The sequence below is a fragment of the Streptomyces sp. NPDC021356 genome (genome assembly GCF_040641015.1).
GTDB lineage: Bacteria > Actinomycetota > Actinomycetes > Streptomycetales > Streptomycetaceae > Streptomyces.
Window position 1 is genome coordinate 48,649 of the sequence record NZ_JBFACU010000035.1, and the last position, 20,086, is coordinate 68,734.

The 20,086-nt window shown below is 73.2% G+C and carries 16 protein-coding genes; 6 read left to right on the forward strand and 10 right to left on the reverse strand.

What is annotated here, in order from left to right; genetic code table 11:
• Window positions 1-13 precede the first annotated feature (13 nt).
• Both AB0G56_RS33830 and AB0G56_RS33835 read left to right on the forward strand, forming a co-directional pair.
• Window positions 14-859 (forward strand): DUF1206 domain-containing protein, encoded by an 846-nt coding sequence (locus AB0G56_RS33830; RefSeq protein ID WP_360977283.1) that lies wholly within the window; start codon window positions 14-16, stop codon window positions 857-859.
• An 83-nt stretch (window positions 860-942) separates the two neighbouring features.
• On the forward strand, window positions 943-1,419 hold the full coding sequence (locus tag AB0G56_RS33835) for an ATP-binding protein (RefSeq protein ID WP_360977286.1): 477 nt from the start codon (window positions 943-945) through the stop codon (window positions 1,417-1,419).
• A gap of 177 nt (window positions 1,420-1,596) precedes the next feature.
• Here AB0G56_RS33835 and AB0G56_RS33840 read toward each other — a convergent pair whose 3' ends face one another.
• On the reverse strand, window positions 1,597-2,595 hold the full coding sequence (locus AB0G56_RS33840; RefSeq protein WP_360977289.1) for an NADPH:quinone reductase: 999 nt from the start codon (window positions 2,593-2,595) through the stop codon (window positions 1,597-1,599).
• 246 nt (window positions 2,596-2,841) lie between these two features.
• Here AB0G56_RS33840 and AB0G56_RS33845 point away from each other — a divergent pair, with 246 nt between their 5' ends.
• The 3 genes from AB0G56_RS33845 to AB0G56_RS33855 all read left to right on the forward strand — a co-directional run bounded on the left by AB0G56_RS33845 (window position 2,842) and on the right by AB0G56_RS33855 (window position 6,318).
• Window positions 2,842-3,387: an SRPBCC family protein gene (locus tag AB0G56_RS33845; protein ID WP_360977292.1), complete on the forward strand. Its 546-nt coding sequence runs from the start codon at window positions 2,842-2,844 to the stop codon at window positions 3,385-3,387.
• A gap of 143 nt (window positions 3,388-3,530) precedes the next feature.
• On the forward strand, window positions 3,531-5,105 hold the full coding sequence (locus tag AB0G56_RS33850; protein WP_360977295.1) for an AMP-binding protein: 1,575 nt from the start codon (window positions 3,531-3,533) through the stop codon (window positions 5,103-5,105).
• The gene (locus tag AB0G56_RS33855) at window positions 5,098-6,318 is read left to right on the forward strand and encodes an FAD-dependent oxidoreductase (protein WP_360977298.1); all 1,221 of its coding nucleotides are present in this window, start codon (window positions 5,098-5,100) and stop codon (window positions 6,316-6,318) included. The genes AB0G56_RS33850 and AB0G56_RS33855 overlap by 8 nt, the downstream gene beginning before the upstream one ends.
• 128 nt (window positions 6,319-6,446) lie before the next feature.
• Here the strand turns inward: AB0G56_RS33855 and AB0G56_RS33860 are convergent, their stop codons facing one another.
• The 8 genes from AB0G56_RS33860 to AB0G56_RS33895 form a co-directional block, all read right to left on the reverse strand.
• Window positions 6,447-7,646: an MFS transporter gene (locus tag AB0G56_RS33860; RefSeq protein ID WP_360977301.1), complete on the reverse strand. Its 1,200-nt coding sequence runs from the start codon at window positions 7,644-7,646 to the stop codon at window positions 6,447-6,449.
• Between the two features lie 334 nt (window positions 7,647-7,980).
• The gene (locus AB0G56_RS33865) at window positions 7,981-8,466 is read right to left on the reverse strand and encodes an Rrf2 family transcriptional regulator (RefSeq protein ID WP_360977304.1); all 486 of its coding nucleotides are present in this window, start codon (window positions 8,464-8,466) and stop codon (window positions 7,981-7,983) included.
• 9 nt (window positions 8,467-8,475) lie between these two features.
• Window positions 8,476-10,308: an FAD-dependent monooxygenase gene (locus AB0G56_RS33870; protein ID WP_360977307.1), complete on the reverse strand. Its 1,833-nt coding sequence runs from the start codon at window positions 10,306-10,308 to the stop codon at window positions 8,476-8,478.
• A complete protein-coding gene (locus tag AB0G56_RS33875; protein ID WP_360977310.1) occupies window positions 10,305-11,879 on the reverse strand; it encodes an AMP-binding protein in 1,575 nt (524 codons plus the stop codon). Before AB0G56_RS33875 ends, AB0G56_RS33870 begins: the two co-directional genes overlap by 4 nt.
• Window positions 11,880-11,964: 85 nt before the next feature.
• The gene (locus AB0G56_RS33880; RefSeq protein ID WP_360977415.1) at window positions 11,965-13,884 is read right to left on the reverse strand and encodes an anthranilate synthase family protein; all 1,920 of its coding nucleotides are present in this window, start codon (window positions 13,882-13,884) and stop codon (window positions 11,965-11,967) included.
• Window positions 13,885-13,997: 113 nt separating this feature from the next.
• Window positions 13,998-14,621 (reverse strand): isochorismatase family protein, encoded by a 624-nt coding sequence (locus AB0G56_RS33885; protein ID WP_360977312.1) that lies wholly within the window; start codon window positions 14,619-14,621, stop codon window positions 13,998-14,000.
• Between the two features lie 60 nt (window positions 14,622-14,681).
• Entirely contained in the window at window positions 14,682-15,452 is a 771-nt protein-coding gene (locus tag AB0G56_RS33890; RefSeq protein ID WP_360977315.1) for a 2,3-dihydro-2,3-dihydroxybenzoate dehydrogenase, read from the reverse strand.
• Window positions 15,453-15,548: 96 nt separating this feature from the next.
• On the reverse strand, window positions 15,549-16,166 hold the full coding sequence (locus tag AB0G56_RS33895) for an NAD(P)H-dependent oxidoreductase (protein ID WP_360977318.1): 618 nt from the start codon (window positions 16,164-16,166) through the stop codon (window positions 15,549-15,551).
• Between the two features lie 351 nt (window positions 16,167-16,517).
• Between AB0G56_RS33895 and AB0G56_RS33900 the strand changes: the two genes are divergently transcribed.
• Entirely contained in the window at window positions 16,518-18,590 is a 2,073-nt protein-coding gene (locus AB0G56_RS33900; protein ID WP_360977321.1) for a helix-turn-helix domain-containing protein, read from the forward strand.
• Here the strand turns inward: AB0G56_RS33900 and AB0G56_RS33905 are convergent.
• Window positions 18,578-19,840: a transposase gene (locus AB0G56_RS33905; RefSeq protein ID WP_360977323.1), complete on the reverse strand. Its 1,263-nt coding sequence runs from the start codon at window positions 19,838-19,840 to the stop codon at window positions 18,578-18,580. The genes AB0G56_RS33900 and AB0G56_RS33905 overlap by 13 nt on opposite strands.
• Between the last annotated feature and the right edge of the window lie 246 nt (window positions 19,841-20,086).

Below are 20,086 nucleotides of genomic sequence, written 5' to 3' on the forward strand. Positions count from 1 at the left end.
GCATCGGGGACGTATGGATACAGGGTCAGTGGCATTGCGTGGACGGGGCCGGGCTCGCCGTGCGGCCGACAGTACGGCGATGGCCGTCGCGGCCCGGGCCGGGTTCGCGGCCCGCGGGCTGATCTACGTACTCGTGGGCGTGATCGCGCTGCAGATCGCGTTCGACGGCGAGGGCGACGGCCGGCAGGCCGATCGCGGTGGCGCCCTGGGCGAGCTGGCCGGCAAGCCCCTCGGATCGGTGATGCTGTGGGCCGTGGGCGTCGCGCTCGCCGGTATGGCACTGTGGCGGCTGTCGGAGGCGGTGGTCGGCGGAGCCGGGCCGGACGGTGCGAAGCCGTCCAAGCGGGCGGCGGCAGCGGCCCGTTGTGTCTTCTACGCCTTCGTGTCCTTCTCGGTGCTCTCCTACGCGGCCGGGGACAAGGGCAGCGGCAGCGGAGCCTCCGACAAGCAGACCGACGACGTGACCGCCACGGTGCTGGCCTGGCCGGCCGGCCAGTGGATCGTCGGTGCCGCGGGCGTCGCCGTGGTGATCGCCGGGCTGTGGATCTCGGTCCGGGCCGTGCGCAAGAAGTTCCGCCGGCACCTGCGCACCGGGTCCATGTCCCGTCGGGCCCGTCGGACGGCCGACGTCCTCGGGGTGGCGGGCGGCACGGCCCGCGGCGTCGTGTTCGCCGTCGCCGGGGCCTTCGCCCTCGTGGCGGCCGTCCGGCACCAGCCCGGCAAGGCCAAAGGGATGGATGACACGTTGCGCTCGTTCAGGGACTTCCCGGCCGGTCCCTGGCTGCTCGCCCTGATCGCCCTCGGCCTGGCGGCGTTCGGCGCCTTCTCGTGGTGCAACGCACGCTGGCGTGAAGTCTGAGACCGGTGTCGTCGCCTGAGCCGCGGTGCGTTGCCCGGCCGGGCACTGAGCGGCCGCGTCGCGGGTAGCAGAGGAGGCACAGGATGGATGGGACCGAGGAGGAACTCGTGAGCGGAGCGTCCGTACGTGCGGTGGGCTGGGCGCGGTCGCTGCCCGTCGCCAGCGGAGTCAGGGCGGCCCGGCACTGGGCCCGCGAGCACCTGGACAGCCTGGGCTGGACCACCACGGACCCCGAGACGGCGGACGCGGTGGTGCTCACCGTCTCGGAGCTGGTGACCAACGCCCACGTCCACGCCCACAGCAGCGCCCAGGTGGTCATGACCTGGGACCAGCGCTGCCTGCACGTGAGCGTCCACGACTCCTCCCCGAAGATGCCCGTACCGCGCCCGCCGAGCACCGGACGCACCGGTGGACGCGGCATGTTCCTCGTCGACGCCCTGGCCGACACGTGGCAGGCACACCCGTGCCCGCACGGCAAGACGGTCACCGCCTGTTTCCGCCCCCCGGCGCCGGACCCGGACGACGCACCGCACGCGGGTGCGCCGGGAGGCGACGACTGAGACCGGCGAAGCCCCGCAGGCGCCGTCGGTCCACCGGCTGGGCAGACGTGAGGCGACGCCGAGTCGGCCGGGTCCGGCGGGCGTACGAGTACGCCGCCCGCGCCGTTCCGCCACCACCCGCCTGTCGACCCGGCTCACCTGCGACCTCGCCGTGGCCGGCCTTTGCCGGGCACCTCCTCAGCGCGCGCCGGTCACCGCCGCCCGGGTGCTCAGGATCAGCCGCTTGCCGCGCACGCGGCCCTCGTCCATGCGCCGGTGCGCCTCGGCGGCGGCGCTCAACGGCAACACCTCGGGGGAGCGGGGGCGAAGAGCGTCGGCGGCGAGCAACCGGTTGATGGCCGCGGCGGCTTCCGCCAGTTCGGCGGAGGTGGCGTGCGAGATGACGAAGCCGACGACCGAGCAGTCCTTCATGTACAGCTCCCCGGCCGGCAGTTCGGGCCGTGTCCGCGCCCCCGCCAGCAGGACGATCCGGCCGCGGTGGGCGAGCAGGCCGACGGTGTTCGTCAGGTCGTTCACCCCGGCGGTGTCGAGGTAGAGGTCGACGCCGCCGGGGCAGGCGTCCCGGATCCGCTCGACGGCGGCCGGGTCGCGGTAGTCGATGGTCTCTGCCGCCCCCAGGGCGCGGCAGTGCTCGGCGTCCCCCTCGCCGGCGGTGGCGACGACGCGCGCGCCCGCCCGTGCCGCGAGCACCACCAGCGCTCCGCCGACGTTGCCGGCAGCACCGGCGACGACGACGGTCTCGCCGGGACGCACCCTGCCGTGGGTGAACAGGGCCAGGTAGGCCGTCGCCGCCGGGTGGACGATCGCGACCGCGGTGACCGGGTCCACCCCGTCGGGCAGATGGTAGAGCCGGTCGGCGGCCACCACCGCGCGTTCGGCCGCGGCGCCCTGGCGTCCCCCGTGGCCCAGGCTGTTGCTCCACACCCGGTCGCCCACGGCGAAACCGGGGGCCCCCGGGCCTGCCTCCGCCACCGTGCCCACCAGGTCACGGCCGATCACGAGGGGGAAGTCGACCGGCGTGCGGAACACGCCCGAGCGGACGAAGGTGTCCACGGGGTTGACCGTGGTGGCCAATACGTCGACCAGCACGTCGGTGGGCCCGGGCCGGGGCGAGGGCAGGTCACCGCAGCGGATCACGTCCGGCGGGCCGAGCTGTTCGATGTAGGCGGCGCGCATGCCGCCGATCCTGGCACGCCGGGCACTCGCACCGCCCGGGGAAGGCTCGACTCCGTCAACTCGCCAACCTGCCTCGCCTGCCACCCGGACTCCGGGCCGACCGGCTGACCGGCTCATCGACGTACTCCGCCCCGATCCTTGCGTTTCCGCCCGGCCGGGCACGACTTGACGGACCCGCGATCCGGTCTTTGACCCCTCCGGCGGAACGTCTGCAAGCTTCGGGCCATGCCCTTTGCGAATGATGACGTGAAAGCCACCCCCGGCCCCGGCGGCGCCCCGCTCTTCGACGCGCGCGCCCAGATAGCCCTCTCGGCCGCTCCGCACGCGGTCTACGCGGTGATCAGCGACCTTCCGCGCAGTGGCGAATGGAGCCCGGAATGCCTGGGCGGCTCATGGGTCTGCGGTGAACCGGCCACGGTGGGCGCGGTCTTCCGCGGTGAGAACCTCCGTCACGAGAGCGTGGTCTCCTGGGCGCCCGTCGTACGGGGCAAATGGACCACGGAATCCGAGATCGTCGCGGCGGAACCCGGCCGTACCTTCCGCTGGGCGATGCGCGACACAGCGGGCCGGAAGCAGCGGAGCGTGTGGGGTTTCGACCTGGCGCCCGCGGGTGAGGGCAGCGTGCTGATCCATCACTTCCGCATGGACGCGCCCACCGAAGGGATCCGCGGCATCACCGCCGGTATGGACCAGGCGGACAAGGACCGGTTCTTCGCCGAGTGGGGCGCCAAGGTGGCGGGTGACCTCGCGGTGACGCTGGAACGCGTCAAGGCCGTCGTCGACAAGAGGTGAGCGGCGACAGCGGCCCCTCCCGGGCCCGCCCCGCCATGACCGGGCCCCGCCTCACCACGGGCGGGGCCCGCCACACTCCGGCCGCCCGGCGCCCGGGGCGCGGCGGCCGGCCCTCCCTGTCCGCGCGACGAGAGCTTGGCACCATGTTCCTGCAACGCATGGCAAACCGTGGTATCCGGCTGGGGACGCTCTTCGAGCGTGCGGCGGCCCGGTACCCGGCGAACCTCGTGATCCTCGACCACGACCTCGACCTCACCCCGTGGCCGGGGCGCCGGGCGACCGTCGCCGAGGTCGCGGACACCGTCGACGACTACGCCGCCCGGCTGTGGGCCTGCGGTGTCCGGCCCATGGACCGGGTGGTCGTCCACAAGTCCGACGCCTTCGACATCACCCTCCTGGCGTGCGCCGCCGCCCGCGTCGGCGCCGTACCCGTGCTGCTGTCGCCCACGCTGGACGGCGGGACGGCCGCCGAGCTGATACGCCGCACCGAACGGCCCTTCCTGGTGACCGACGCCGTCACGCTCGTGAACGAACTGCCCGCGGACGTCTTCGGCCTGACGAGAGCGGTCCTCCTCACCTCCGGCGAGCACGAGAACGCGCTCGCGCTCTCCGCCCTGGCCGACGTCGACCGCGTACCGGCCGTCACCATGCCGCCGGAGCGGCCCGCCCTGATCACCCACACCTCGGGAACCACCGGCACACCCAAGCTGGCCGTCCACACGGGCCGCAGCCTCGAAGCCCGCTACCGCCCGCAGGCCGCGGCGGTCGCCCCGGTGCTGCGCCGACGCGAGACCGTCGCGATGCACGTGTCCTTCGTGCACTCACGGCTGTTCACCGCGCTGGCGATCTCCCTGCTGCGAGGACTGCCGATCGTCGTGCTCGCCGACGCGCGCCGCGAGAACGTGGCCGACCTCTTCGCCCGGCTGCGCCCCGGCGTCCTGGAGGCGCATCCGAACTCCTTCGTCGAATGGGAGGAACTGGCCGCCGACCCGCGCGGACCGCTGGCGAACGTGAAACTCTTCAGCAGCACCTTCGACGCCATCCATCCGCGTACCGTGCACCGGCTGCTGCGCGCCTCACGGCGCAGGAACCCCCTTTTCGGACAGCTCTACGGCCAGAGCGAAGTGGGCCCCGCCGTCGTACGCACCTTCAGCCGGCGACGCTCTCCCGAATCCGACGGACGATGTGTCGGCTTCCCCTTTCCCGGAATGACCGGCGTCCGTGTCGTCAGCAGGGACGGAAACCCGCCCACCAGAACGAACCCGGGCTACATAGAGGTGCGCAGCGAGGGACGTGTGCTGACCTATCTCGGAGAACCGGAGCGGTACGCCGCCCAGCTCTCCGAAGGCGGCTGGTGGCGCATGGGCGACGTCGGCTACCGCACCGCCTGGGGCTGCGTCCACCTGCTGGACCGCGAAGTCGACCTCATCGAGGGCTTCGGCAGCACCCTCGCGGCGGAGGACGTGCTGCTCGGCAGGATGACCGACCTGGTCGAAGTCGTCATCGTACGAGGCACGGCCGGACGGGCGGTCCCCGTGGTCTGCACCCGGGGTGACAAGCCTCTCGACCTGGCTGCCTGGACGGCCGCGGCAGCCGGGCTGCCGCCCATGGCCGACCCGGTCCAGCGGCGACTGCACGAACTTCCGCAGACCGCGACGACGAAGATCAAACGACTCGAACTGGCCCGCCTGCTGGACTTGGGGGACGACGATGACTGAGCAGGCACGACCCGCGCGCACGGCGCGTGTCCTCGTGGTCGGCGGCGGCATCGGCGGCCTGGCGACGGCCCTGGCCGTGGCCCGCCGGGGACACCGGGTGCTGGTACTGGAGCGCGCCGAGCGCTTCGCCGAGATCGGCGCCGGCATCCAGATCGCGCCCAACGGCATCCACGCGCTCCGGCGCCTGGGTCTGGGCGACCGGGTCTGCGCCACCGCCGTGCACATGGACGAGCTGCGCTTCATGGACGGGCGCACGGGCAAGCACGTGGTGAGCATGCCGCTCACCGCCGACTACCGACGGCGCTTCGGCAGCCCGTACGTCGTCGTGCACCGCGCCGAGCTGCACTCGCTCCTGCTGGACACCTGCCGGCGCACCGGCACCATCGAACTGCGCGGCAGCAGTGCCGTCGTCGGCTACGAACAGGACGCCACCGGCGCCGCGGTCGTCCTGGAAGGCGGCGGACGCATCGCGGGCGACGCTGTCGTCGGGGCCGACGGCATCCACTCCGCGCTGCGGCACCGGCTCGTCGGCGACGGCTCCCCGCGGGTGTCCGGCATCAGCGTCTACCGCACCGTCCTGCCCATGGACCGGGTGCCGGAGGAGTTCCGAGGGAACCACGTCACCTGGTGGGCCGGCCCCGGATGCCACTTCGTGCACTACCCGATCGCGGGCGGTACGAGCCTCAACCTCGCCGCCAGCTGGGACGGCGGCCTGACCGAGGCGTTCGCCGGCGTGCCCGCTCCCCGGGAGCAGGTGCTCACCCGGCTCGCGGGGCTCGCGGGGCAGGCCCCGCAGCGCCTGCTGCGCCTGGGGGAGGACTGGAAGACCTGGATGCTCGTCGACCGCGACCCGGTGGACGACTGGACCGACGGCCGGGTGACCCTGCTGGGCGACGCGGCCCACCCGATGCTGCACTACGCGGCGCAGGGCGCCTGCCAGGCGCTGGAGGACGCCGTCGTCCTCGGTGACCTGCTCGACTGCCCGGCGTCCTCCTTCCCGCGGCGGCTGCGCACCTACAACGGGCTGCGCCGTGAGCGCACGGCCGCCATCCAGCTCATCGCCCGCCGCAGCGTGAGCCTGTGGCACCCGGCCGGCGCCGAGGCGGACGACCGCAACGCGATGCTGGCCTCCCTCTCGGCCACGGAGCTGCACGACCACGTCGCGTGGATGCACACACCGACGCCGCTTCCCGGAGGTCCGAAGGCGCAGTGACGCCCCGCCCGGCACGGGTGAAGGACCGGCATCCAAGGTGATGCCGGTCCTTCACCCGCCGACCGGGGCGGCGCGCTGGAGGCCGAAGCGGACTCACTCCCCTTCCGGACGGCCCCTGAGGGCAGTCGTCACGACACCTGCGTCCTGCGCGCGCTCCACGCCGTCAGTGCGGTCAGGAGGACCAGGGCACCGCCGACCCACAGGACGCTGGTCGTCGCCAGGGCGTCCACGGCGAGACCGCCGACCAGTGCGCCCAGGGCGATGGAGAGGTTGAACGCCGCGACGAACAAGGAGCTGGCCGCCTCGGAGGCCTGCGGCGCGGCCTTCATCATCCAGGTCTGCAGGCTCACGGACACGCCTCCGTACGCCAGCCCCCACACGACGAGCAGACCGATGCCGCCCGCGGGGCTGGTGCCGATGAGGGGGAACAGGGCCATCGCCGCGGTCAGCGCGACGGCGATGACCAGCAGGGTGCGGCGTACGTCGCGGGCGGCCCAGGAACTGGCCACGGTGTTGCCGACGATACCGGCCACGCCGTAACCGAGCAGCAGGGTACTGATCAGGTCCGGGTCGACGCCGCTGATGTCCTGCAGGATCGGCCGGACGAACGTGTAGGCCACGAACTGACCGGTGATCAGCAGGAAGGTGACGGCCACACCGATGCGCACACCGGCGGTCTCCCGGAACAGCCTGGGCAGTTCGGCCAGGCGGATCGTCTGTGTCGCCGGCAGCGGGGGCACCAGCCACAGCTTGCAGGCCAGAGCCACCAGCCCGAGCACGCCCACGGCCGCGAACGCGGTGCGCCAGCTGCTCAGTTCGCCCGCCAGGGTCCCGGCCGGCACGCCGACGACCGAGGCGGTCGACACTCCGCCGAAGATGACGGCCATCGCCCGCGGCACCTGCTTCTCAGGCACCAGCCGGACGGCCAGACCGCCCGCGATCGCCCAGAATCCGCCGACGCTCACCCCGACGAGGAACCGCGCCGCCAGGACGGTCGCGAAGTTGGGTGCGAACGCGGAGGCCAGGTTGGCCGCGCCGACCAGGCCGATCAGGACGCACAGCACCAGACGCCGGTCCAGCCGCCCGGCCGTCACGGTGATCAGGGGTGCCGACACGGCGGCCACCAGGCCGGGCACGGTCACCATGAGGCCGGCCGTGCCGTCGGAGACGTGCAGGTCGGAACCGACCGGGGTGAGCAGGCCGACCGGCAGCAGCTCCGACGTCATCAGGGAGAAGATCCCCAGCGCGATGGCCCAGACGGCGAGCCAGGACTTCAGCGGCGAGCGCGTGTCCGCCGCCGGGGGAGTGGAGCGGTCCACCGCGGTCATGCCGGGCCTCCCGTCCGGGGCCACAGGGCCCCTGACGTCTCGCGCACCTGGTGATCCGGTCGGACGTTCATGACTGCTGCTCCTCGTGGTCCGTGACGTGTGGCTCGCGACATGTGGCTTGCGACTTGCGACTTGTGGCTTGCGGCATGTGACTTCTGACTTGTGATGCGTGACGGGCGGACGTGTGCGCATGGGGCCGTTCCCGTGTTTCTGTTTCTGGATATTCAATGTCCAGAATCACCTCGCGAGGGCATGCCGTCGCACCCGCGCCGGTGATCGTCGTCGATTCGGTCCCGGCCGGCGCCGGGACCGACCCTCCGTCAGCTCCCTGCGGTCAGGTCCGGACGGGCGTGAACCAGCGGCGGACCCGCTCCGGCAGGCCGGGGGAGCTGCGTCGGGCGTCGTCCATGACGTCCGCGAGGGTCCTGGCCGCCAGCTCGCGGCGCCAGGCGAGTTCGGCCTGGCGCATGGCGTGCGAGACCGCGCAGGGGCGGCCTGAGTTGCTCGACACGTCGCCGTGCGGTCCCTGCTGCCGGATCTCGGCGCAGCGGAACGCCTGGTCAGGGCCTTCGATAGCCGTGACCACGTCCATGAGGGTGATGTCCTCGGGGTCGCGCGCCAGCCGGAAGCCGCCGCGCGGACCGGGTACGGAGCTGACGATCCCGGCCCGCGACAGCGCCTGCAACTGCTTGTTGAGGTACGGCGTGGGCAACTCGTGGTAGGCCGCGAGCCGCGCCACCGTCACCGCCCCCGCGTCCCGCGCCCAGGCGAGGTTGAGGCAGCTGTGCAGCGCCCACTCCACTCCTTCACTCATGCGCATATCTGGATACTAGACATCCAGGAATGGCCCTGACAACCCGCTCTCGGGCCCCGTTTCCGACGGCCGGCCCAGCAGCACGGCTCCCAGCTCCGCCCGCAGCCGGTGCAGATCCCCCTGATGCCCGTGTGCCGCGATGTGGCCGTCTGGGCGGATCAGGTAGTACCCGGGCCGCCCGCACGCACCGTGCGGGGCGAGCGCGGCGGGCGTGACCCGCACCGTCCGCACCCCCGGCCGGCGGGACACGGAGCGGTCGACCGCGGCGAGCCACCCGCCCTCGCCCGGGGACGAGACGGCGGCCACCGTCCAGCGCGCCGGGTCCGCACCCGGCCCGGCGATGCCGAGCGCGACCGCGACCGCCCGGGGGAAGACCGCGCCGACGCGCACGCCGCCGGGCAACCGGCCGCGCACCGAGCAGGCAGGCCGCGCGGACGGACGCTGGGTCTCCCGGACCGGGGTGTAGGCCAGCCGCCGACCGGCCATCACCGGCGCGTAGAAGCGGGAGACCGCCCCGGAACGCTCCAGCAGCCGGAACGCGGTGTCCCGTACCCGGACCGCCGCCGGGTGCTCCACCATCCAGGCCCGTGTCTGCAGGTCCGTGTCCCGGACGATCCGCCGGGTCGCCTCCACGCGTTCGGGTCCGTAGCTCAGCAGCAGCGACGCCGGGGAACGTCCGTGGACGACGGCGGCGAGCTTCCAGCCCAGGTTGTGGGCGTCCTGGAGACCGTTGTTCATGCCCTGACCGCCGGCCGGGCTGTGCACATGGGCGGCGTCGCCCATGAGGAAGACGCGACCGCGCTGGAACTCGGTGGCCCGCCGGGCGTGGACGCGGAACACCGTCTGCCACACCGGTCGCGTGATCCGCACACCGCGCGGGCCGCGTTCGTCGACGATCCCCTGCATCGTGGGCACGTCGATCCCGCTTCGGCCGCCTGGCATGACGGCCAGCAGCCGGAACACCCCGCCGGGCATCGGCACGATCACCAAAGTCCCCGTCGGGGACTGGTAGTAGCGGATCTCGTCCGCCGGGAGCGCGCCTTCGACTTGTGTGTCGATCAGCGCGAACGCCATTTCGTACGTCGACCCTTCGAACCCGGTGCCGAGTTGCCCGCGCACGGCGCTGCGGGCCCCGTCCGCGCCGATCACGAACGGCGTGTGCGCCCGCTCCACCCCGCCGTCCGCGTGTTCCAGGATCGAGGTGACCTGGTCGGTCGCCTCGATCGGGCCGGCCAGGTCCGACTCGTCGAAGCCGAGGAGCCGTACACCCCGCTCGACCTTTCCGCCCAGGGCGTGCAGGCGCTCGGTGAGCAACCGCTCGGTCTCGTGCTGGGGCAGCGTCCGGGACGCCAGGTCCTCGGCGAAGCCGAAGGAGGCCACCGGATGCCCGTCGGAGAAGTAGCTGAACGCGTCGATCCGCTGCGAGGCGTCGCGAATCCCGTCGAGGACGCCCACGTCCTGGAGGATGTCGAGGGCCCGCGGCCACAGCGACAGCGCCTTGGGGGCGCGCACCGGCTGCGGGGCGCGATCGACGACCCGCACGCGCACGCCTCGTCTGAGCAGTTCGCAGGCGGCCAGCAGCCCGGTCGGTCCGGCGCCGACCACGAGCACGTCGACGTCCCGGCCCGCCTGTTCGCCACGGACCCCCCGGCCCGCCAGGCCGCCACGCGCGGCGACTGCCCTCTCTTTGCGCCCGCCTGTCACCTTGCCACCGCGCTCGTCCGCCACGCCGTCGTTCCGTCCGCCCGTCACACCGTCGTCCCGCTCGTCCGCCACGCCGTCGTTCCGTCCGTCCCTCACACCGTCGTCCCGCTCGTCCGCCACGCCGTCGTTCCGTCCCTGCGTCACGACGCCCGCTCCAGGCGCTCCCGCAGCCGCTGCGCCAGCTCGATGCGTCTGATCTTCATGGTGGCCGTGCGGGGAAGCTCCGCCGACGTCAGCTGGACCGGGTCGGCCATCGGCTCCAGGTCGGCCACGGCCTCGTGCCAGCGCGCCGTGTCCAGGGGCCGGTCGTCCCTGGTGCAGACGACGGGCACCGGCTCCTGCCGCGGGCCGGACACCAGGACGAGTTCGGCCAGTTCGGCCAGCCGGCCCAGGACGACGTCCTCGACCGCCAGGGTGCTGCGGATGCCGGTGATGACGTCGACCTCGCGGTCCAGCAGGTGCAGGCACCCCCACTTCGTCCGGTAGCCGACGTCGCCTCCCCGCCACCACTTGCCGTGGACCTGCTGCTCGAAGCGCGCCCTCTCGCCGAAGTAGGTCAACGCCCGCCCGGGTGTGCTCACTTCGATGTAACCGGGGGTCTCGCGGGAGGGCCGGGCCCCGTCCCGGGGGACGAGCCGGAACCTGGTCATCCCCGGCATGGCGAAGCCCAGGCACCGCCCGTCGGCCTTGTGCGCACCCTTGCGGGTGTAGCCGCGGCCGACGAGCGGGCCGCACTCGCTCTGGCCGTAGATCTGGAAGAAGACCGGGGAGCGACGCTCCGAGGCCCGCAGCAGCCGGTCCATCGTGCCCGGGTGGATGGCGTCGAAGGTGCTGCTGAAATAGCGGACCGACGAGAACGGCCTGCGCGGGTCGTCGGCGAGCGGCTCCCACTCCATGAACGAGTTCGGGTGGGTCTCGACGAACCCGGGCCGGGTGGCCGCGAACAGCTCCGCGACGGCCTCCGGCCCGGATTCATCCATGACGACCAGCGGCATCGCGCGCGGCAGCAGGACGGCGAGCGCCAGGTACATCCGCGAATGCACGAACGACACGTGCAGTGCGACGGTTTCCGGGCCCCGCACGAGCGCGGCCAGTCTCTGCTGCGGCCGGTAGCGCCCGTGCAGCGTGCGCGCGGAGTGCACGACCAGTTTGGGCAGGCCGGTGGTGCCGGAGGTGTGGGTCATCAGGGCCGGGTGGTCGGGGTGCATCAGCACCGGCCGGCGCCGGGGCGAGCCCGCCAGCTCCGCCAAGGACGCGGCCCCGGGCAGGTCCCCCGCGGTGACGAAGAGGCGGTCGGTGAGGTCGCCCGGACGTGCGGCGGACAGTGGCCCGGTGAGTTTGGCCGCGTCCGTCACCAGGTGGGGGCGCTCCAGCCGCTCGATGAGGGTGATGACGCTGTCGCCGTCCAGCGCGGGGGAGAGCATGACGGGTACGGCGCCGATCCGCGCGGTCGCGGTGGCCAGCACGTAGATGTCGAAGTTCGAGGTCTTGTGGATCACCACGTGCTCACTGGGCCGGACACCGCCGGCCCACAGCCGGGCCGCCACGTCGTCCACCCGATCGGCCAGTTCGGCGACCGTCGACTGCCGTCCGCTGCCGGGGAACAGGTCCATTTCGTGGTCGAGGGTGATGGGTGTGCCGCCGTTCCTCGCGGCGGCCAACTGGGGAACGAGTCCGAGATGGAGACCACCGTGACGGGCGGAGCTGCGAGACATCAGGCATTTCCTCGGCTTGAGAACGGGGTGCACGGCCCACGTCCCGGTCCGGGACGCGGCCCTGCACATCGGAGTACGGAAGCGGTCAGGGAAGGCGGACCCGCGCGCCCAGCACCTCCGCCATGAGACGGCCGACGATGCGCGGCCCGTCCTCGGTGAGCAGCGACTCGGCGTGGAACTGCATCGAGGCGAAGTGCGGGCCCCGCAGCGCGTGCACCTCGCCGCTGCCCGGCTCCCGGCTCACCTCCACCACGCCCACGTCCGGGCACTCCACCCGGTCGGCGTCGCTGACCGCGGCGAAGGTGTTGTAGAAGCCGACCCGCTCCGGGGAGCCGAAGAGGTCGATCTCGCGCTGCACCCCCTGGTGCGGGACCTCACGCCGGGTCAGGGCGAAGCCGAGTTCCGCGCTCAGCACCTGATGGCTCAGGCACACGGCGAGGAACGGCCGCCGCTCGCGCAGCAGCGTGCGCACCGCAGAGCGCATGTGGCCGATCCGGGGATCGTCCGTCTGCCACGGCGAGCCCGGACCCGGCCCCAGCACCACGAGGTCGTGGGCGTCCACCTCGTACGGCTCGTCGAAACGGCATACCGTCACGGACAGGTCCAGCGCACGGAGCTGATGGGCGATCATCGCGGTGAAGGTGTCCTCGGCGTCGACGACCAGCACCCGGCGCTCGGCCAGTGCCGGGTCCAGCGAGGCCGGGCCGGCCCGCTCCGCCAGCCAGAACCCGGCGAGCGTCGCGTTGCGCCGCTCCAGCGCGGCCCGTACGCGCGGGTGCTCGGCGAACCTCCGGGGCTCGTCGGCCTCCAGCGCGGACAGGAGTCCGGCCGCCTTGGCCCGGGTCTCGGCCACCTCGGAGGCCGGGTCGGAGTGCCGGACGAGGGTGGCGCCGACGCCGATGCGCACCCGGCCGCCGGTGTCGATGTCGGCGGTGCGGATGAGGATGGAGGAGTCCAGCGTGCGGCGGCCGCGCTCGTCGCGCCCCATCAGCGCCACGGCCCCGCTGTAGTAGCCGCGGCCCTGCGGCTCGTAGCGGCGGATGACACGGCAGGCGCTCTCCAGCGGGCTGCCGGTGACCGTCGGCGCGAACATCGTCTCGTGCAGCACGCGGCGCGGGTCGCGGTCGCTGCGCCCCTCGATGACGTACTCCGTGTGGGCCAGGCGGGCCATCTCCTTGAGGTACGGCCCCACCACGCGTCCGCCAATGTCACAGATGCGGGCCATCATCTTCAGCTCCTCGTCGACGACCATGTACAGCTCGTCGGCCTCTTTCGTGTCGGCGAGGAACTCCAGCACCTCCGGCAGGGTCGGGCCGGACGGCGGGTACCGGTAGGTGCCGCTGACCGGGTTCATCACGGCGACGCCGTCCCGCAGGCTGATGTGCCGTTCGGGGGTGGCGCCGACGAAGGTGCGCTCCCCGGTGTGGACGACGAAGGTCCAGTACGTGCCCGACTCCCGCTCCAGCAGCCGCCGGAAGAACGCCAGCGCGCTGCCGACGCCGTAGCCCGCGATGTCGGCGACGTACGAACGCTTGATGACGAAGTTCGCCCCGGCGCCCTGGCCGATCTCGTCGGCGACCACCGCGCGGACGGTGCCGGCGTACGTCTCGTCGTCCATGTCGAAGTGCCCGCCGGTCAACCGGATCGGCACGTCGGGCACGCGGGCCAGTACCTCCGCGACCGACAGCTCGCTCTGCTCCGTGACGGTCAGGGCGAGCAGCGGTGCGCCGTCGTCCACGCACGCGAAGCCGCGTTCCGAGATCTGCCGGTACGGTACGACCGTCAGCACCTCGTGCCGCGGCCCTGCGGCCCCGGCGGCGCTCTCCGGCAGCCGTATGTCGGCCAGCGTGGCGGGGGTGGACACCTCGCCGACCAGCACCTCCACCACTGCCGGGCCGGTGGTCTCCGGGCGGTGCAGCAGCGCGAAGGCGGGCGGCCGCGGCGCCAGCACCCGGCTGAGCAGGTCCTGTCCCTGTGAGGGCGAGTCATGCCCCTGGAGGGACACGTCCCGCTCGGGCGAGGACGAGTCGCGCCCCTGGAGGGACACGTCCCGCTCGGGCGAGGACGAGTCGCGCCCCTGGGCTGCCGCACCGGAGTGCGGGCCGTGTCCGGCCTGGGTCACGCGAAGACCTCCTTGGCGGTCACGGTCATCGCGCAGCGCGCCGCGGCGTACTCGAGGGCCATACGGTGGTGCGCCGCCGAGAGGTCCGCGACGGCGTCGGCCACCAGGAAGGTCCGGATGTCATGGCTGAACGCCTCCACCGCGGTCATGAGGACACCGACATGGGCGTACACACCGCACACGATGAGCTGGTCGCGACCGCCGTCGCGCATCCGGTCCAGCAGCTCGGAGCGGAAGAACGCGCTGTAGCGCCACTTGGTGAGGACCCAGTCCTGGGCAGCCGGGGTCAGGGCGTCCACGATCCGCCGGTCGGCGAGCGCCGCAGTCATCCCGGGCCCCCAGAAGTCCCGCAGCAGTCCGCGCTGCGCCTCGGTCATGTCGCCGGGCTGCGCGGTGTACGCGACCGGAACGCCGAGCGCGGCGCACCGCTCGCGCAGCAGCGCGGCGTTGGCCACCAGCTCAAGCCGCGGGGTGTCCGGCAGGGGCTTCAGGAAGTACCGCTGCATGTCGTGGACGAGCAGGACCGCGCGAGCGGGGTCCGGGGTCCACTGGGCGACGTTGCCGGGCAGGTCGGCCGCGGTGGGCAGGGCGTACGGTTCGATGCGGGGTATGCCCGCCATGGCTTTCCTCCGTTGCCGGGAACACGTGGGTGGGGGACGCCCGCACGGGGGCCGGTGCGGTCAGGCACCGAGTGCGGCGCCGCCGTCGACCGTCAGGTCGTGCAGGGTGATGTGGGAGGCCTGGTCGGAGAGCAGGAAGACGACGGCCTCGGCGACGTCCGAGGGGCGCGCCAGCCGGCCCAGCGGGATGCCCACGCGGAACGCCTCCGGCCGGCCCTCGACCGTCCCCCGGGGGCCCGACTCGTCGTGCCACATCGACGACAGCATCGGGGTGTCGGTCGAACCGGGGGCCACGACGTTGCAGCGGATCCCGTGTCTGGCCACCTCCAGGCCCAGACTCTTGGTGAACATGGACGCCGCGGCCTTGGAGGCGGCGTAGGCGGCCATCTCCGTGCGGGGCGTGGCGGCGGCGTTGGACGCCACGGTGACGACGGCTCCCCGGGAGCGGGGCACCATGCGGGAGACGACCGCGCGGCACATGTGGAAGACGCCGGTGGCGTTGACCGCGAAGGTGGCCGCCCAGTCCTCGTCCGCCAGGTCCCTCGTCTCGCCCAGACGCAGCACTCCGGCCGCGTTGACCAGGTACTCCACCGGTCCGAGCTGTTCCTCGACGGCGCCGACCACGGAGTCGACGCGGGCGCTGTCCGACACGTCGCAGCCGAACGCCTGGACGCTCAGTCCGTCGGCCGCCGCCGCGGCCACGGTGTCACGCAGCCGCGCCACGTCGCGGTCGAGGGCGGCCACCCGCACGCCCCGCTCGCCGAGCGCCCGGACCACGGCCGCCCCGATCCCGCCCGCGGCCCCGGTGACCAGGGCAACTTTGTGCTCCATCTGTTCCGTCCTCCGCTGGTGCTGGTGCTGGTGCTGGTGCTGGTGCTGGTGCTGGTGCTGGTGCTGGTGCTGGTGGCCGGGGGTCCGGGCGGGGCGTCAGCCCGCGGCGGAACCGCGCTTCAGGGCGGCGGCGATGTCGATGACACGGCGGGCCTGCACCTCGATCGCGGCGAGGTTGTCGGGGGCCGCGCCGGCGGGGCGGCCCCTGGAGACGCTGCTGACGCCGTACGGGTTGCCGTTGTCCGGCGTGGCGAGGACGGGGTCCACGGCGCCGGTCGGCACGATGATCGAGCCCCAGTGGTAGAAGGTGTTGTTCAGGGCCAGGAGGGTGCTCTCCTGGCCGCTGTGCGTGGCCGCCGTGGAGGTGAAGGACGCCACGACCTTGTTCACCAGCTTCCCCGCGAGGGACAGCGTGACGGTGGTGTCGAGGAACTGCTTGAGCTGGGCCGCTGGCAGCCCGAAGCGGGTCGGCGTGCCGAACAGCAGCGCGTCGGCCCACTCCAGGTCCTCCAGGGCGGCCTCGGCGACGTCGCGCGTCGCGGCGAGATGGCCGGCCCAGGCGGGGTTCCCGGCGACCGTGTCGGGCGGGAAGAGTTCGGCGACCCGGCGCAGGCGTACGTCGGCGCCCGCCTTCTTCCCGGCGGTCGCCGCGGCGTCGGCCAGCTGGTGGACGTTCCCGGTGGACGAGTAGTAGATGACGGCGAGACTGGTCATAGCGCTTCCCGTTGGCGTGAAAAAGGCGCACGGATGCCCGCCCGGCACGGAAGGGCGCGCCGGTGCCCGGCACCGTGAGCCGCGGCCGGTTCCCGGTCGCCACGATCGTGGGCCGCGGCCCACGGACCCGCCAACGGCTTTCGCCGGACTCCGTCAAGTACGGCCGACTCCATCAGGTCGGGCAGGAGCGGACGGCACTGCTCTCCACCGGTGAGGGGCGGGCGTCCACGGCAGTGTGAACGCCCCCGGCCCCGACAACGTTTCAACAAAATGTTGACTGCGCCCGTGGCGCGTGCATAGCTTCAAGCTCTCGCCAGCCAGGGAACACAGCTGTACCACCGGGGGAGCCACGTGCCACGGGACCACGCGAAGTCGTACACCACTGCCGTACGGGAGTTACTCGCCGGCGAAGCACCGGCCGACCGCCTGGAGGCCCTGGTGGCGTACGTCCGGCGCGGCGGCCCCGGAGCGGGGGAGCACGAACAAAGGGAGAATCACGGGCAAAGGGGCGAGGAAGGGCAGACAGGGCAGTACGAACAGCTGGAACGCGCCCGGGACCTGGAACTGAGCCTCTACGCACAGCTGGGCCGCCAACACCGGCTGGAGAAGGGGCTGTCGACGCTGGTCGACATCGCCCGGGACCTCGCGGCACCGTACGACCTGGCCTCCCTGCTCAAGGTCGTCACCCGGCGCACGCGGACCCTGCTCGGCACCGACATGTCCTTCATCGCCTTTCCCGAGGAGGACCAAGGGGCGGTCCGGGTCCGGGCCTGCGAGGGCCACACCTCGACGCTCACCGTGGGTCTGCGACTGCCCGACGACGCCGGGCTGGTCGGCGACGTCCTGGCCGACTCGGCGCCCGCCTGGACGCCCGACTACCTCACCGACGGCTCGATCCGGCGCAGTCGGGCCCTGGACGAGGTGGTCCGCGCCGAGGGACTGCACGCCGTGAGCGCGGTTCCGCTCAGCTACGGCAGCAGGACCTTCGCCGTGCTGTACGCGGCCGACCGGAAGGTCAGGCACTTCACGACCGACGAGATCTCGCTGATGACCTCCCTGGGGCACCTGGCCGCCGCGGCCGTGGAGAACGCCCGTGTCCTGGACCGGTCCACCGCCCTCGTCCGCCGCCTCTCCCACACGGCCGACCGCACCGAGTCGGCCCTGCGCGAGCAACGCGAACTGGGAGCGCTCCAGGACAGGTTGACGGATCTGGTGCTGGACGGCACGGACCTGCACGCGGTGGCCGCGGAGCTGGCCCGCCGCCTCGGCGGAGCGGTACGCGTCTGCGCGACGGACGGCACGGTGCTCACCGACACCGCGGACCGCACCGCGGCAGCAGGGCCGTGCCGCGCGGGCCCGCCCGCGGGGGCGGACGACGACCCCCGCGCGGCCGGCACCGGGGATCTCGGGGCGGTCGCCGCCGCCATGAGGGCCCACGGTGCCGCCAGGCCGCTGCCGACGGACGACGACACCTGGGTGGCGCCGATCCTCGCCGGCGACGAGGTGCTGGGCTCGCTCTTCCTGCGTCCCGGCCGACCGCTCACCGGCCTCGACGAGCGGCTGCTGCACCTGGCCACCCGTTGCGTGGCGGTGCTGCTGCTCTCACGCAGCGGCCGCAGCGCCGCCGACGACCGCGGCCGGGTGCGCGACCAGCTCTTCGACGACCTCCTCACCCACTCCGAACACCCTCCCCGGCGACTGGAGACCACCGCGCTCCGACTGGGCATCGACCTGGGGCAGCCGCACGTCGTGGTCATCGCCCGCCCCCAGGAGGGCGACCGGGGCAGGGTGGTCGTCTGGGCGGCCTCCTACGCGCGGCGCAAGGGCGGGCTGAAGAGCGTGCACGACCGCGAAGCCGTGCTGCTCCTGCCGGGCGCGGACGCCGCAGCCGCCGCCCGGGCCGTCCACGACGAGCTGTCACCGCTGCTCGGCACCGCCGTGACCGTCGGCGCCGCCGGCCCGGTGACCGGAACGGGATCGGTCCTCCAGGGCCGCAGGGAGGCGCAGCGCTGTCTCGACGCGATGAGCGCACTCGGCGCCGAAGGAAGCGCCGCATCCCTGCGCGAACTGGGTTTCCTCGGGCTGCTCCTGGCCGACGACCACGACGTCGACGGCTTCATCGACGCGACGATCGGTCCGGTGACCGACACCGACCGGCGCTCGTCCACCGACCTCGCCCGCACCCTGGAGACGTACTTCGCCACCGGGGGCAGCCCCACGCACGCGGCCCGAAGGCTGCACGTGCACCCCAACACCGTCGCCCGCCGCCTCAAGCGGGTCGGTGAGCTGCTGGGAGCCGAGTGGCAGAACCCGGAGCGGGCCTTCGAGGTCCGTACGGCGCTCAGGCTGGCACAAATCCGGCACGTCCTGCGCGCCCGCCGCGGCACGCCGCACGGCGAGCGCGTACCCGGTCAGGACGCCTGATCCAGGTACGCCCCGGCCGCGCCGGTCAGGGCGGCCACCGCATGCGCGGCGGAGGCGAGCGTGACATGGCGGTGCCAGCCGCTGAAGGACCGGCCTGCGTAGTCCCGCAGCCCGACCTGGTCCGAGATCGCGGCGAAGTCCCGGTCGACCCTGCGCAGCAGCGACCCGAGCCGCAGGAGGGCGGTGGGGGGTGCCTTGGTCAGGTCGGTCAGCCACAGCGCCGCGGGCCACCTCTGGCGTCCCCGCCACTCGCCGACGAGCAGCAGGTCCGTGCCGCCGGCCGCTCCGAGCGCGGCTTCGCCGGTCCGGCGGGCGGACGGCCCTGCTCCCGCTTCCCCCGGCAGCGCGACCCGCAGGCCCGCGACCAGGCTCGTCCGGACGGCACCGCGGTCCGCCCCCCAGCGGGCCGGGCGCCGCATCTCCCGGGCCGCGCCCATGATCTGGTGCGCCGGCACCGGGGCGCCGCCGCGCGGCGCGAGGGCCGCATCCGTCACGGACAGCGGCAGCGAACCGCTGACGCGGGCCAGTACGGGCAGGTTCGCCGCGCGCAGCCTGCGGACCACCGCCGCGCCGTCCGCGTCCCGCGCGTCCAGCACCACCGGCCGCACCGGCAGCCCCACCTCCGCCGCCGTGTCGAGGCACGCCTCGATGGAGCAGTCGCCGAGGGTCCGCTCCAGCAGCAGCCCCTCGGGGATCGACGCCCGAACCCGCCGCCGTCCGTTCCCCAGCCAGGCCGCGGAGAGCAGCAGCCGCCAGTTGACCGGCGCGCACAGCCGCTGCGACGCCGCCCAGACGCCCACGGCCTGCTGGGCGTTGAGCACCTGGCCCATGGCGGACACGAACTGCCGCTCCACCCCCACGGAGTGCTCACCGGCCTTGGGGATGACCACGGGATGCACGACCCACGCCTCGGGCGGTGCCACACGGGCCAGGTAGCGCGCCAGGTCCCGGCGCACCGAGACCCAGTCCCACGTCGAGCTGGTGACGAAGTGGTGCAGCCGCTGCTCGGTGGCCGAGCCACCGGTCGTCGCGGCGATGTTCCGTATCGACTTGCGCCCCTCGGTGCGCAGCAGGCCGCCCACGTACTCCATGCCCCTCCTGCGCTGGTCCCGGCGGGGCAGGGACGCGAACAGCGCCGAGCACAGGTCGTCGAAGACGTCGTCGCAGGCACCGACGGGGGCCGGGCCGCCGGCCCGGTTCCGTCCGTCCGCCGCGCACACGCCGCCGTTCCACATCTCATCCCCCGTCACGTCCGTCTGGGAAACACACAACTCACCGCTGCTGTCCCTTCCACTGTGTGTGACCGGCCGGGCCCCGCCTAGGTGGGCAGGGCACACACCTGCCGTGCTGAGCGGTGGCCGGGCCACCCGTCTGTAGAGGAGGACGGAACGATCTCCTGATCTTCGTGTCTTCGGCCAGTACGAGGGCCTGCCGGGATCCGTGGAGACTGCCGGCTGCGGGTCGCGGCCGCCCCCGGGGTGTGGGCCGTGAGCGCG